Origin of the sequence: Photobacterium aquimaris, assembly GCF_002954455.1 — a bacterium.
Lineage (GTDB): Bacteria > Pseudomonadota > Gammaproteobacteria > Enterobacterales > Vibrionaceae > Photobacterium > Photobacterium aquimaris.
In genome coordinates this window covers 286,868-301,370 of sequence record NZ_MSCC01000001.1, presented here as the reverse complement: position 1 = coordinate 301,370, position 14,503 = coordinate 286,868, and the positions used below count along the sequence as shown (strand labels likewise).

14 protein-coding genes, 1 other RNA gene and 1 pseudogene are annotated in these 14,503 nt (G+C 40.8%); 7 read left to right on the top strand and 9 right to left on the bottom strand.

Going from position 1 to position 14,503, the window contains the following annotated elements; translation table 11 throughout:
* Positions 1-169 precede the first annotated feature (169 nt).
* From BTN98_RS01215 to BTN98_RS01200, 4 genes are read right to left on the bottom strand one after another with little or no spacing between them, the layout of a single operon-like run.
* On the bottom strand, positions 170-601 hold the full coding sequence (locus tag BTN98_RS01215; RefSeq protein WP_061000872.1) for a prepilin-type N-terminal cleavage/methylation domain-containing protein: 432 nt from the start codon (positions 599-601) through the stop codon (positions 170-172).
* Entirely contained in the window at positions 591-1,880 is a 1,290-nt protein-coding gene (locus BTN98_RS01210; protein ID WP_061000871.1) for a hypothetical protein, read from the bottom strand. Before BTN98_RS01210 ends, BTN98_RS01215 begins: the two co-directional genes overlap by 11 nt.
* On the bottom strand, positions 1,880-2,470 hold the full coding sequence (locus tag BTN98_RS01205; RefSeq protein ID WP_061000869.1) for a PilW family protein: 591 nt from the start codon (positions 2,468-2,470) through the stop codon (positions 1,880-1,882). The genes BTN98_RS01210 and BTN98_RS01205 overlap by 1 nt, the downstream gene beginning before the upstream one ends.
* Positions 2,457-3,011, bottom strand: coding sequence for a GspH/FimT family pseudopilin (locus BTN98_RS01200; protein WP_061000867.1), 555 nt, complete (start codon positions 3,009-3,011; stop codon positions 2,457-2,459). Before BTN98_RS01200 ends, BTN98_RS01205 begins: the two co-directional genes overlap by 14 nt.
* Positions 3,012-3,145: 134 nt before the next feature.
* Between BTN98_RS01200 and BTN98_RS01195 the strand changes: the two genes are divergently transcribed.
* Positions 3,146-3,541 carry a type IV pilin protein gene (locus BTN98_RS01195; RefSeq protein ID WP_061000865.1) on the top strand — a complete coding sequence of 132 codons (396 nt, stop codon included), beginning with the start codon at positions 3,146-3,148 and terminating at the stop codon, positions 3,539-3,541.
* A 151-nt stretch (positions 3,542-3,692) separates the two neighbouring features.
* Here the strand turns inward: BTN98_RS01195 and dnaJ are convergent, their stop codons facing one another.
* The 3 genes from dnaJ to grpE form a co-directional block, all read right to left on the bottom strand.
* Positions 3,693-4,835: a molecular chaperone DnaJ gene (dnaJ, locus tag BTN98_RS01190; RefSeq protein WP_061000863.1), complete on the bottom strand. Its 1,143-nt coding sequence runs from the start codon at positions 4,833-4,835 to the stop codon at positions 3,693-3,695.
* 98 nt (positions 4,836-4,933) lie between these two features.
* The gene (gene dnaK, locus BTN98_RS01185) at positions 4,934-6,847 is read right to left on the bottom strand and encodes a molecular chaperone DnaK (RefSeq protein ID WP_061000861.1); all 1,914 of its coding nucleotides are present in this window, start codon (positions 6,845-6,847) and stop codon (positions 4,934-4,936) included.
* Positions 6,848-7,082: 235 nt separating this feature from the next.
* Entirely contained in the window at positions 7,083-7,697 is a 615-nt protein-coding gene (gene grpE, locus BTN98_RS01180; protein ID WP_061000874.1) for a nucleotide exchange factor GrpE, read from the bottom strand.
* A 194-nt stretch (positions 7,698-7,891) separates the two neighbouring features.
* Between grpE and nadK the strand changes: the two genes are divergently transcribed.
* From nadK to bamE, 3 genes are all read left to right on the top strand, one after another.
* Positions 7,892-8,773 (top strand): NAD(+) kinase, encoded by an 882-nt coding sequence (gene nadK / locus BTN98_RS01175; protein WP_061000858.1) that lies wholly within the window; start codon positions 7,892-7,894, stop codon positions 8,771-8,773.
* 183 nt (positions 8,774-8,956) lie between these two features.
* Entirely contained in the window at positions 8,957-10,624 is a 1,668-nt protein-coding gene (recN, locus tag BTN98_RS01170; protein WP_061000856.1) for a DNA repair protein RecN, read from the top strand.
* Between the two features lie 171 nt (positions 10,625-10,795).
* Complete coding sequence (gene bamE / locus BTN98_RS01165; RefSeq protein WP_061000854.1) at positions 10,796-11,152, top strand: outer membrane protein assembly factor BamE; 357 nt, start codon at positions 10,796-10,798, stop codon at positions 11,150-11,152.
* An 86-nt stretch (positions 11,153-11,238) separates the two neighbouring features.
* On the opposite strand, the gene BTN98_RS01160 is transcribed toward bamE, so the two are convergent.
* Entirely contained in the window at positions 11,239-11,547 is a 309-nt protein-coding gene (locus BTN98_RS01160) for an RnfH family protein (RefSeq protein WP_061000852.1), read from the bottom strand.
* Positions 11,537-11,971 carry an SRPBCC family protein gene (locus BTN98_RS01155; RefSeq protein ID WP_036795914.1) on the bottom strand — a complete coding sequence of 145 codons (435 nt, stop codon included), beginning with the start codon at positions 11,969-11,971 and terminating at the stop codon, positions 11,537-11,539. Before BTN98_RS01155 ends, BTN98_RS01160 begins: the two co-directional genes overlap by 11 nt.
* A gap of 204 nt (positions 11,972-12,175) precedes the next feature.
* Between BTN98_RS01155 and smpB the strand changes: the two genes are divergently transcribed.
* From smpB to BTN98_RS01140, 3 genes and pseudogenes are all read left to right on the top strand, one after another.
* A complete protein-coding gene (smpB, locus tag BTN98_RS01150; protein WP_061000850.1) occupies positions 12,176-12,652 on the top strand; it encodes an SsrA-binding protein SmpB in 477 nt (158 codons plus the stop codon).
* 111 nt (positions 12,653-12,763) lie between these two features.
* Positions 12,764-13,133: a transfer-messenger RNA gene (ssrA, locus tag BTN98_RS01145) on the top strand.
* Positions 13,134-13,298: 165 nt separating this feature from the next.
* A pseudogene (locus BTN98_RS01140) lies at positions 13,299-14,066 on the top strand (integrase arm-type DNA-binding domain-containing protein); the annotation flags it as partial.
* Between the last annotated feature and the right edge of the window lie 437 nt (positions 14,067-14,503).

The window sequence follows — 14,503 nt, the reverse complement described above, 5'->3', positions numbered from 1 at the left end:
TGACTTTCGGTAACCGCTTGCGCCGTTGTCCGTGTCAGTGAGGTCGCATTATAGGGAGATTTTATTGGCTGACAATAGTTTTTTTACAAAAAAAATTGTTTGAACATTATTTATTCAAAACGATTTAATTTAGCTTAATTTGTGTCTTTTTAGCGATGATAGCCGTTGTTTAATCAAATTCACTGTATTTAGAAATTGCAGTTTTGAGAGATACTGCCTGCGAGACACCACGGCGGTCAGCCCAACTGACACTAACATTAATAGTTCGCAGTGCATCTGATAACGATAAGGTATTAGCATCACAACTAAGCGTATAATCAGATCCGCTCACCATCGATTGCAAACAATAAGTAGATTCAGCCATGCTTACAAAAGAAATTAACCCTGTTGCCCCACTAACATGACTGGCGCGAGTTTGGTAATACTCCATCTGCGCTTCTGCTATATGAAGTGCATCTAGAGTCTTTAATGCGTTTTCTGCTTTTACTTCCATATAGGCCTGCATCTTAACCAAGCCTAATACGCCAACAGAAAGCACGCCAAGGGCAATCACCACTTCTAAAAGGCTAAAGCCTGTTATTTTTTTAAGATTAGAAGTCATGCCAAGATCCTTGTTGCCAACGAGGTTTACCAAATGGGGCCAATAAATCAGTAATTAATTCACCATCAAAAGCAAAATTACCTGACGCATTAAAATAACTTACATATTCAGGTGTATCTAAAATAAACCCGCCAGAAGGTAAAAAAGAACCATACATATAAAAAACAACTTTATTCTTTATTTCATCAACAGTTAATTCCCCTTCCGTTGGCTGATACATATCATCTTTTAAAACTTTGTCTTTTTCTAAGGTAGAGTTCCAGATATTTTCACCGTTAATAACAGGGTCATAATCATTATTAAAATGGTAAACCAATGCATTTAATTTTTCAGCGCCATTAAAAGAAAAGATACCGTTATGCACAAGTATAAATAAACCTTTTAAGCTCGAGGCTTTGTCTTGCAATAAATTAAGTCCGACACGATCTAAAATACAGCTACCATTAACCCATACATGACGTTTATCTTCTTTAACCACTTCTGCTATTTTCTTTCCACAACCATCGGTTGGATCAACTTCCACAAATTCAGGGCGACTTCTGACTGACATCCAATCATCACGAGCAACACCGAAAGTTTCCTTAAATAGATCCATCATAGATTCTTTTTGTATGTCTGATTCAAACTTTGATGGATAATTTGATGCTAATGGTGTTCGATAGTTAGCATCTGTACTAGAAGAGCATTTATGATCATTACTGTCTTTAAAAAAGTCTAAATAAGGCGGTGATGTAAAGCTTAAATCATTGCTACCAAAACCAGTATTCAAATTGCCATCATCATGAATAAATACATTGTTACGGTATCTTAATAAAACACACTCCCACTGATTACTACCTAGCCCCTTGCCTGGATCAGGAAAAAATCTATAATCCCCATTAAAATACAAATCTGCAGAACTTTTAATTACCCCGCTACTCCTTGTTCCACCAGCAACGATTGTTTTTACTATTTTCTTATACTTATTACTTGTTTCTGAAGTCAACAACGATTTACCATCATTAGTATCAATACTTAATATTAATGGCAGTCCGTCAATCACTGTTTTACATTTATCTAAACTCGTATTTACATCAGATTTATTACTTATCTCTGCAAACCCACACTCCAACCCACCTTCAGCAGCCCAGTGTGCTTGTCTGGCTAATACTTCATTTTGGGTACGCTTAATCTGATAAAATAAATTCTTATATGAAGCTAATGAAAATAACAGCGCTACTATTAATAACATGCTGGTAATTAATAGTGTCGTCATCCCTGACTGTTGGTGTTTATTCATTATTGCCAATTCCTTGTTTTAATCTGAATCGACTTTGCGGTACTTACTGAATCATCATTTTTTAAATGTGCAGCAAGCGTTATTTTTATTAATTGACTGGTAGCACTAGCTGAACTTATTGGTGTATTTTTAATATCAAATTTATTTACAACAATCTGCTTTTCATAGAGTAATGAATAAGCATCTGTTGGATTACAAGCAGTAGCCATTGTTTTTACAACATCAGATGAACGATAAACTAATTTAGATTTATTCGAGTTATATATTACTTCATTATATCGACGTCCATCAGGAGCGTCATAGGCATAAGCCAAACAGTTATTATCAGTATTTACATAAACGACATTACTCGCACCTGATAGCTTCAAACTTGAAGCACCACTTGATACATACCCTGCTCGCAGTACATCTTCTTTGATCAATCGAAACGCATCATTAACATCTTGCTCAAGTAACAACTCTAATGAACGCTTATTCGCTGCTTGATAACCAGATAAAAAAACTGAACCGACAACACCCATTGCAATGAGCCCTACTGATGAGGCTATAAGTAGTTCAATTAAGCTAAAACCTTGATTAGCACTCTTCATAAGTACTCAACTTTTCAGAGTCGGCTTCTAAGCAAGTATAAATACGCCCTGTAATGGTATAAACCGTTGTTTTTAATTTATAGTCACCAAGACTATAGCTATAACTACCATTGGCACTGGGTCTGCCGTAAATAGGATCAAAATAAAATCGATTAAGATTGCTAGTATTGGTGAACACTACACGAGAAAACGAACTCGATTCTATTGATGAGAAAACAGTGGTTCCTGAATTTAATTCAGCACTAATACGCCATGGCGCTAAAGAACGAGCCAGTAGATTGGTTGGTGCAGTGCTCTCAACATATACTTTTTCCCCACGCATCACCGCTTCTGATTTAGCTTGCACCAATAACCATTCGATTTCTGTCGCCAAGCGTTTAACTTTATTAGATTCAATTAAGCCATTAAAACTTGGGGCTGCCATAGCAACAAGAATGCCCATGATCACCACCGTAAACACTAATTCCAACAGCGTAAATCCACGCTGGCTGTCACCATGGCGATGTATGTTATGAAAGTGCGTGATAATTTCGCGAGCCATTCCCCAAATCCCTATAAACGTCATTCCAATCCCTAAGAACAACTTGATCGAGAGTTTATCACCACCGCAAAATAGCACCGTTAGGATATCAATCAGTTATCGAGTCAACTCGAATATTTAAGAGATTACGGAAGATGATTAAACAAAAAGGCGTGACGCTGATCGAAATGTTGATTGCGGTGGCTATTATAGGGGTATTAACTGCGATTGCTTATCCTTCATATCAGGATCATATATTGAAGGGTCACCGTACTCAGGCGATGGGGGATCTGATAATGATCCAGCTAGCAATGGAAGATAAACGCACAGGCGGAAAAGATTATTTAGATTTTGATGGTCATACGAATTCTGAAATTAAAACTGATCTTTGCGGTAGTTGTGCAAATGAAGAGCGCTATAGCTATAAGATTAGCGCGTCTGACACAACATACACCATTACAGCAACCCCAAAAACAGTACAAGCATCTGATGAGTGCGCAATTTTAGAACTTAATGAAACCAGTAAAGGTTCACCTGAAGGTTGTTGGTAATATTTTCACTGAGTTATTTTATGCTCAAGTACGTGATAAGTAGATCACGGATAGCTCGTACCTCTCTTTCGATATGACGGATATTCTGGCACAAAAAAACCGCTACTAGCATTCACTAATAGCGGTTTTATTTATTCTTGTTTGCGACGAATTAGTGGGTTAAGTCGTCGAAAAACTTTTTTACGCCGTTAAAGAAACCTTCAGATTTTGGCTTATGCTTACTCGCATCTTTGCCACCAAACGTTTCTTCTAATTCTTGCAGTAATTCTTTTTGACGCTTACTTAAATGTACTGGCGTTTCAACCACCAACTTACAGATAAGATCACCGCGTAAACCACCACGTACAGAATCTACACCTTTACCACGCATACGGAACATACGGCCCGTTTGCATTTCAGATGGTACTTTCAGGCTAACACGGCCATCAAGGGTAGGAACTTCAACCTCACCGCCTAATGCTGCCATTGTGAAACTTACTGGTACTTCACAATGTAGGTTATTGCCTTCGCGCTGGAAAATGTGGTGTTCTTTAACATGTACTTGAACGTACAAGTCACCCGCTGGTGCGCCTTGTTCTCCAGCTTCGCCTTCGCCACTTAAGCGAATACGGTCGCCAGTATCAACACCCGCAGGAATTTTAACTGATAGCGTTTTGGTTTCTTCTACACGGCCTTCGCCATGACACTTATCACATGGATCTTTGATGATTTGGCCACGACCATGACAGTGTGGACAAGTCTGCTGAACAGCAAAGAAGCCTTGACGCATCTGTACTTGACCAGCACCGTGACAAGTACCACATGTGGTTGCAGATGAACCTTTTTTAGCGCCTGAACCATCACAGCTGTCACAACCAACTAATGTTGGTACACGGATTTCTTTCGAACAACCGCGAACAGCTTCTTCCAACGTCAGTTCCATGTTGTAGCGAAGATCTGAACCGCGCTGTGCGCGTTGTTGACGACGGCCACCGCCACCACCAAAGATATCACCAAACACATCACCAAAGATGTCACTGAAGTCTGCACCGCCGCCAAAGCCGCCGCCGCCACCGCCCATACCACCTTGTTCAAAGGCTGCATGGCCGTATTGATCGTAAGCAGCGCGCTTTTGGTCGTCTGTTAGAATTTCATAAGCGTATTTCACTTCTTTGAATTTCTCAGCAGATTCCGCATCACCCTGGTTACGGTCGGGGTGGAACTTCATTGCTAAGCGCTTATAAGCCTTTTTAATGTCACGCTCACTTGCGTCACGAGCCACACTTAACACTTCGTATAAATCACGTTTCGACATAACTTGATTGTCACCTAGCTAGATATAGTTACGGGCGTTAGAGTAACCTCAAACGCCCGTAATTTAAACAAGATGTTAACTAATAATAGCTAACGTTCTTATTTGTTGTCTTTAACTTCTTCAAACTCAGCATCAACAACATCGTCGTCTTGCTTAGCTTGTTGCTCACCAGCACCGTCAGCTTGTTGTGCTTGTGCTTTCTGTTGAGCGATTTCCATTAGCTTTTGAGAAGCTGCAACAACCGCTTGAACTTTCGCGTCGATTGCTTCTTTGTCTTCGCCTTTGCGTGCTTCTTCTAGTTCAGCAACAGCAGCTTCGATTTTTGCTTTCTCATCAGCAGGAAGTGCTTCACCAGCTTCTTCAATTTGCTTACGAGTACCGTGAACAAGTTGGTCAGCTTGGTTACGAGCAGTTACTAGATCTTCAAACTTCTTATCAGCTTCTTTGTTAGCTTCAGCTTCTTGAACCATCTTCTCGATGTCAGCATCGCTTAGGCCACCAGACGCTTGAATAGTGATCTTCTGCTCTTTACCAGTAGTCTTGTCTTTCGCAGAAACGTTTAGGATACCATCGGCATCTAGGTCAAACGTTACTTCGATTTGAGGCATACCACGTGGTGCAGCTTGAATACCTTCTAGGTTGAATTGACCTAGAGATTTGTTGAAGCTTGCTTGCTTACGCTCACCTTGAATAACGTGGATAGTTACCGCGCTTTGGTTATCTTCAGCAGTAGAGAACACTTGGTTCGCTTTTGTTGGGATAGTTGTGTTCTTCTCGATAAGCTTAGTCATTACGCCACCCATGGTTTCAATACCAAGAGATAGTGGAGTAACGTCTAGAAGTAGAACGTCTTTAACATCACCAGCAAGTACACCACCTTGAACAGCAGCACCTACAGCAACAGCTTCATCAGGGTTAACGTCTTTACGTGGCTCTTTACCAAAGAATTCAGTTACTTTAGCTTGAACCATTGGCATACGTGTTTGACCACCAACTAGGATAACGTCGTTGATGTCGCTAACAGATAGGCCAGCATCAGCAAGAGCTACTTTTAGTGGCTCAAGAGAACGTTGAACTAGGTCTTCAACTAGAGATTCTAGTTTCGCACGAGTCACTTTGATGTTCATGTGCTTAGGACCAGTTGCGTCAGCTGTGATGTAAGGTAGGTTAACATCAGTTTGCTGTGCAGAAGATAGTTCGATCTTCGCTTTTTCTGCCGCTTCTTTTAGACGCTGCATAGCTAGTGGATCTTTCTTAAGATCGATACCTTGCTCTTTCTTGAACTCGTCTGCTAAGTAGTTGATTAGACGCGTATCAAAATCTTCACCACCTAGGTGTGTATCACCGTTAGTTGCTAGAACTTCAAATGTTTTCTCGCCTTCAACTTCATCGATTTCGATGATTGAGATATCAAATGTACCACCACCAAGGTCGTAAACAGCGATAGTGCGATCGCCACCTTGCTTGTCTAGACCGTAAGCTAGAGCAGCTGCCGTTGGTTCGTTGATGATACGTTTAACATCTAGACCTGCGATACGGCCAGCATCTTTTGTTGCTTGACGCTGTGCATCGTTAAAGTATGCAGGTACTGTGATAACTGCGCCAGTTACTGGTTCGCCTAGGAAGTCTTCTGCAGTTTTCTTCATTTTCTTTAGGATTTCAGCAGATACTTGAGGAGCAGCCATTTTTTGGCCTTTCGCTTCTACCCATGCATCACCGTTGTCAGCCTTAACAATTTTGTAAGGCATGATTTCGATATCACGCTGAACTTCTTCGTCTTCAAAACGACGACCGATTAGACGCTTGATAGCGAATAATGTGTTTTCAGGGTTTGTTACCGCCTGACGTTTTGCAGGTTGACCAACTAACGTTTCGCCATCTTGCGTGTATGCAACAACTGATGCTGTTGTACGCTCGCCTTCTGCGTTCTCAATTACACGTGGCTTATCGCCGTCAAGTACAGCTACACAAGAGTTAGTTGTACCTAAGTCAATACCAATAATCTTACCCATCAGACAATCTCCGAAATTCGTTATATGTTCTTAACTACACCCAAATATCATATGGGTTAGCGGTTCGGGATAACCCCGTGACAAATACATTTAATGTCTTATGACTACTAGATAAGGTCGCCAGATTGCTTTTCAAGGGGAGATCCCAAAAAAAATGCAAAAAAATAAAAAAACCCACCGAAGTGGGCTTTATTTTGCGACATTATCAAGTAAACCTTGAATTGTTGATCGCAAATTACGCTTGCGTATTCACATTACCCGCAGCAGCTTTTGATACCATAACCATTGCAGGACGGATCACACGGCCATTAAGCTCGTAACCTTTTTGCATTACAGCCATTACTGTATTTGGTGCAAAATCAGCACTTTCTTGCATCGCCATTGCTTGATGATATTCAGGGTTAAATGCTTCACCTTGTGGATCAATCACTTTTAGACCAAATTTAGCAACTGTTGATGTCATCGTCATCAGTGTTAACTCAACGCCTTCCATCATTGCTTTAGTTGCTTCATTATTCTTGTCGGCCATTTCAATAGCACGCTCAAGGTTATCAATAACTGGCAATAATTCTTCAGCAAATTTATTTAATGCGTATTTGCGTGCTTTATCAATTTCTTGCTCAGAACGTCGACGAACGTTTTCGCCTTCAGCACGAGCACGTAGAGCAGCATCTTTTACTTCATTTACTTCTGCATCTTTTGCTAATAGCGCCGCTTCTAATTCTGCAATGCGAGCGACATATAATTCTTGCTCAGATTCAACAAACTCACCCTCGACAGCTTCAACTTCGACAGCTTCAACTGCATCGTTTAGCTGCTCATCCTGTACATTGTGGTTTTTGTTAGTCATGCGTTGGTTCTCCGCCAAGATAAAAGGGGTTTTATTCACTCAGTAGCCTTGTTCGATAAGCGCTACTTTTAAAATAGTCTTGAGCATATTATGGGGATGAAGTTCAATGATTCAAGCCAATAATGACAACAAACCACGACAAGTTGTTTTTTCTAAGGCTATACTGACCCACCATCATTTGTCGGAACAAGGACATGAAGCGTATTTTTAACACTATCGCGTTAATAGGCAAACCCCGAAATCCGGAAGCATTGCAAACGCATACTAGTCTTTATGCGTGGCTCACTGCACAAGGTTATACTGTGTTAGTCGATCATCGGTTAATGAACGATATTGATGTACCTGAGGATTGTTTTTGTGATTTGCTCACCATTGGTGATAAAGCAGATCTCGCCATTGTTGTTGGCGGTGATGGCAATATGTTGGGTGCTGCTCGCGTATTATCTCGATTTGATATTTCCGTTATTGGTGTTAACCGTGGCAACCTTGGCTTTCTTACCGATCTTGACCCCGACGATTTTGAACAGCAATTAACCTTGGTGCTTAAAGGGGAATTTATCAAAGAAGATCGGTTCTTATTAGAAGCTGAAGTGCATCGTCATGGACAAATTAAAAGTCGCAATGCAGCTTTAAACGAAGCAGTATTACACCCAGATAAAATTGCTCATATGATCGAGTTTGAAGTTTATATTGATGACTGTTTTGCGTTCTCACAACGCTCTGATGGGTTAATTATTGCCACACCAACCGGCTCAACAGCATATTCTCTTTCTGGTGGCGGCCCTATTTTATCCACCAGTTTAAATGCTATTGCCTTAGTGCCTATGTTTCCTCACACCCTGTCATCACGACCATTAGTTGTCGACGGTGATCGCTGCATTAAATTATTAGTTTCACCTAATAATGGCAGTACGCTAGAAGTGAGTTGTGATGGTCAAGTCTCATTGCCTGTTAGTCCTGGCGATGAAATTCACATTTACCAAAGTGAAGATCGATTACAATTAATTCACCCCAAGAATTACAGTTACTACAATGTCCTACGTGGAAAACTAGGCTGGTCAAGTCGGTTATTTTAATCTGCAACACAATATTTATTCTAAAATAACCAGCACATAAACCTGCTGGTTTTTTTATAACGATACAAAAAGTTAACCTAGGTCACATTTTATCTGAATAATTATCGCCTCAGTACTTTACTGGTTATAGATACAGTATATACTGTATGAAAAAACAGGTGTTGATTTAAACAGGTGAACACAATGCTCGCGCATATGACGATCTCTAACTTTGCTATTGTCAAAACTCTTCAATTTGAACTAAAACCGGGAATGACCACTATTACAGGTGAAACCGGTGCCGGTAAATCTATTGCGATTGATGCATTAGGTTTATGCTTAGGCGATCGTGCTGAAGCCTCAATGGTGCGACCAAATGAAGATAAAGCTGAAATATCAGCCGCATTTTCATTGGCTAATAACCAAGCAGCTCGACGTTGGCTCGAAGATAATGAACTCAGTGATGGTGAAGAATGTATCTTACGCCGCGTGATCACTAAAGAAGGCCGCTCTCGTGGCTTCATTAATGGCAGCCCTGTTCCTGCATCACAACAAAAAGCTTTAGGCCAACTGTTAATTAATATTCATGGTCAGCATGCACACCAGCAGCTAATGCGCCCTGAATACCAACAACACATGCTTGATCAATACGCAGGCCACCACCTTCTGATCGATCGCACTCGCAGCGCTTACCAACGCTGGCGTCAAGCACATAACGAGCTCAAGCGCTTAACCCAAAGCCGTGATGAAAACGAAGCTCAAAAACAATTGCTCCAATACCAAGTTAAAGAGCTTGATGAATTAGCCCTCGGCGAAGAAGAATTCACTGAAATTGAAGAAGAGCATAAACGCCTATCAAACTCAGGTGAACTGGCAATTTCAAGCCAAACCGCATTGTCTGTTTTGTATGACAATGACGACGGTAACGCACTCCAGCTATTACAAATGGCTTGTCAGCAAGTCAATAATCTTGGCGAATATGACAGCAATTTAAGTGCTATTCCACAGATGTTAGAAGAAGCCATTATTCAAGTTCAAGAGGCCAGCCAAGAATTACGCAGCTACCTTGATAACCTTGATATGGATCCACATCGGTTAATTTACCTTGAAGAGCGTTTAGCTAAAATCATGTCGATGGCACGTAAACACTATGTGATGCCAGCAGAGCTTTATCAAAAGCACCATGATTTACTCAAAGAGCTTGATAACCTTGATTGCAGCGATGAACGTTTAGAAGACATGGCGGCTAACGTTGAAAGTTTACGTCAGCAATGTATTGAAGCTGCAGAAAAACTCAGCAAAAGTCGTCAGCGTTACGCTAAAGAGTTAGATCAAAAAATCACTGAAAGCATGCACATGTTAAGTATGGAGCATGGTGAATTTGAAATCGCACTGACCAGCGATCCTGATCGCATGCTAAGTCCATTAGGTTATGACAGCATTAATTTCTTGGTTTCAACTAACCCAGGCCAGCCTTTACAACCATTAGGTAAAGTAGCTTCTGGTGGTGAACTATCACGTATTTCATTAGCTATTCAAGTGATCACCGCGCAAAAAGTTGAAACCCCAAGCCTGATTTTCGATGAAGTCGATGTGGGTATTAGTGGTCCAACGGCTGCGATTGTCGGCAAAATGCTACGAAAACTAGGTGCATCAACGCAAGTAATGTGTGTAACTCACTTACCGCAAGTTGCTGGTTGTGGTCATCAACAAATGTTTGTTGCTAAGAAAACTACTGATGGACAAACCGAAACTCAAATGCGTCCATTGACCACAGACGATCGTATTGCCGAGCTCGCACGCCTACTTGGTGGCAGTGAAATTACAGAGCGTACTCTCGCAAATGCGAAAGAACTGCTAGTCGCGGCTTGATTTAATTTCGCATCTTGGACGAATATGAAATAAACTAAAACATTGATGCAACTATTGCTGGTAGTAATAGTCAAATATCAAAATATATTACTTTTTTTCTTTTACCGCTTTTTACTTCTGCCAAGAGCTTGTTTATCATCGCAGCAGTTAAAGCTAAAAAGCCAGGATGCTATGAGTTGGAAAAACATTGCAGCCCTAACCTTAGTGTTGGGCTTACTTAGCGGCTGTTCGGTCGCTGAACGTTTGGTTTATCGTATTGATATTGACCAAGGCAACTATGTAGAACAGAAAAGTGTTAATACCCTGCGTGTTGGCATGACGAAAACACAAGTTCAATATGTGCTGGGAACGCCTATGTTAGTCGACCCAAGTTACCCCGACACATGGAACTACATTTTCTACGAACAAAATGGTCATGATAAACCGATTCAAAAGAACTTGTTCTTAACCTTCAACAAACAAGCACAACTTGTGAGTATGAAAGGTGATTACAAGCAAGGTCCTAATTTTATGGATCCAATGAATTAATCTGACTTGTTAGAAAATGCTTGTTTTCAAACAATAAAAAAAGCTCGCTAATGGCGAGCTTTTTGTTGTCTGCGATAAAATCACGGCTATTTTTCAGCGTCTTTTTGGGCTTGTTCTGCACGCTTACGGCGGATCTCACGCGGATCTGCAATTAACGGACGATAAATCTCAATTCGATCACCATCGCGCGCCGTCGCATCGAGTTTTACATTTCGACTATAAATACCAACTTTATTGGTTTTTAAATCAATCTCAGGGTACATAGCTAGTATCCCTGATTGTTCTATAATCGCTTGAATAGGTGTTGTCGCTACAACAGCTAATTTCAACACTCGTTGTACATTAGGCAGTGCGTAAACAACCTCAACGTGAATTAAGGGCTGATCAGAATGCATATACTTCTCTTGCTCGCTGTGTGAACGCCTGCACCATATTGCTGGTCAGATCGCGAAAAATTTTACCAAAGGCAACATCAATTAAGCCGCTAGTAAATTCAAATTCTAAGTTTAATTCAATTTTACACGCTGTCGCATCAAGTTCAGTAAATGTCCATCCGCCGACTAATTTTCGAAAAGGACCGTCCACTAACTGCATCTGAATTTGATTAAAATCGACCAATTTATTATGCGTAACAAATGTTTTACGAATACCAGCCTTAGCAACATCTACCGATGCCATCATATGGCTGGTCGAACTTTCAATGATTTTACTGCCCGCACAGCCGGGTAAAAACATTGGGTAAGATTCAACATCATTCACCAAATTAAACATTTGTTGTGCACTAAAAGGCACCAGTGCCGAACGACTAATTTGTGGCATAGCTTCTCCTTCATCGAACACATCCTCACCCTGAAGATAAAATCTATTCGCTGCGTTTAGTCAATGATACCATTACTGGGCTATCGACCAAAATAACAGTTACCATCAAGCGGTATTATGGTAACGTCAATAGCTTATTCGACCAGAAAAATCACTGATATTAGATTTTGTTCTGGGACTGCAACAATGCTCTACGAGGTCAACATGGCTAAAAAACCAAAGCAAAGTAGCAATACTATTGCAAAAAATAAAAGCGCTCGTTTTGAATTTGCCATCGGCGACGAATACGAAGCAGGTATGGTATTACAAGGTTGGGAAGTAAAAGCCATCCGTGAAGGTAAAGTTAACATGACCGAAAGTTATGTTTTCTTACGTAACGGTGAAGCGTTTATTTCAGGCTTAACCATCGCGCCACTGAACGCGGCATCAACTCACGTAGTGGCTGATCCAACCCGTGTACGTAAGCTATTGCTTAACCGTCGCGAACTCAGAAAGCTAGAAGATTCGGTTAACCGCGAAGGTGATACTATCGTCGCTTTAGTGATGTACTGGAGTACATCATTTGTAAAAGTGAAGATCGGTACCGCACGCGGTAAGAAATTGCATGATAAACGCGCAGACAGCAAAGCTAAAGATTGGCAACGCGACAAAGCTCGTATCATGAAAGGCAATAACCGTTAAGACACCTATGCAACATGATGTTAGCATTTGAATAGTAATCAATCACTTGATGGTTGAATTACAATATAGCTATTGACCTAGTTAAATATTCTGCTAACATCGATTGCATCTGGGGCTGATTCAGGATTCGACAGGATCACGAAGGCTTGTGGAGCATGTCGAGGTGCGGTTTGCCTCGTTAAACAGCCGCAAAAAAATAGTCGCAAACGACGAAAACTACGCACTAGCAGCTTAATACCCTGCTGAGAGCGCTCCTGCCCTAGCTTCCGCTTGTAAGACGGGGAATAACAGGGGTTCAAACCCAAACGAGATAGCGAGGGATTCTTTGACTAGAGAGATGAACCGCGAAATAGAATTCTGGTATGTATTAGCATAGCGTGTCAATTCGCAGTGACGATACGAGAATAAAGATTGACTAAGCATGTAGCGCCATCTGTTAGACTGATTTTGGACGCGGGTTCAAATCCCGCCAGCTCCACCAAATTCGTATACGAAGACATCCTAGGGTGTCCAGAGAGCCCACTAAGACATTGTTTTAGTGGGCTTTCTTGTATCTATAGGGTTCTAAGACGTCCAGTAGCATCTTTGATTTATAGGTACACCAATGGGTACACTGCGATAACGATGTTTATTTGGTGTACCCATTATGGCAAAAGTAACTACTCGGCTTACCGATAAAGAAATCAAATCAGCAAAAGCAGCAGACAAAGAATACAACCTATTTGACGGTGGAGGTCTTAGGCTTCGAGTCAAACCAAATGGTGCAAAACATTGGCTGTTGAACTACTACCGTCCCAATAGCAAAAAGCGGGCAAACCTAAGTCTAGGTAAATACCCCGATCTCTCACTCGCTCTCGCCCGTAAGCTAGCTCAAGAAGCGCGTGAACTCCTCGCCCAAGATATCGCCCCTCAAGAAGATAAGAAACGAAAACAGCAAGAACACAAAATCATTCATCAACATACTTTACTTAATATCGCTAAAGAATGGTTTGAAATTAAGCAAGGTGACATTACGCCTGACTATGCTGTTGATATATGGCGTTCACTTGAGCTACACATTTTCCCCAACCTATCAAATACACCAATAAAAGACATCACTGCGCCTTTGATCATTGAGCAACTCAAACCGATTGAAGCAAAAGGTAGTCTCGAAACGGTGAAGCGATTAGCACAGCGTTTAAATGAGATAATGGATTTTGCGACCAACTGTGGCTTAGTTGCGGCAAACCCACTAACGGGTATTAAAGCTGCATTCAAAAAGCCTAAGAAAGAAAACATGGCTTCCCTCAAGCCAAACGAATTACCAGAACTCATTAGTGCGATTGCCAACGCCAGTATCAAACGCACCACACGTTGCTTAATCGAATGGCAATTACATACCATGACACGCCCTTCTGAAGCAGCAGGAACTCGAAGTTAGGCTGTCCTTTGCTTCACCCATATGTAATACAGGTATGGATAATAATAAGTTATTAAATAAAGGTGCTAAATCATCACTAGCGTCTCGTGCGGATAGAGAGTGTTAAAGCATGAGTTATAGATTAATAGCTGAAATAGAAGATATTGCTGATTGGGCGAGTAAAGAAAGTGGAGCGTTTTATAAAGATTATTCGCTTATTTACGTTAAAGGTGGATAAAGCATTTAAAAAATACCATAAGCGTAATGCGGCTATTTATATAGTCATTCAGCATACTTATATGCCATTCAGTATAATTACGTATCAAAGAGAGATAAATTATATTTGTTTTTGATATTAAGGTGTTATACCGCGTCAAAAATAGTAGTTATTAAAAGATGGCGAAAAACAACCGTTAACACATTGTTACATTTTAGTGATTTTTTTTTCATTA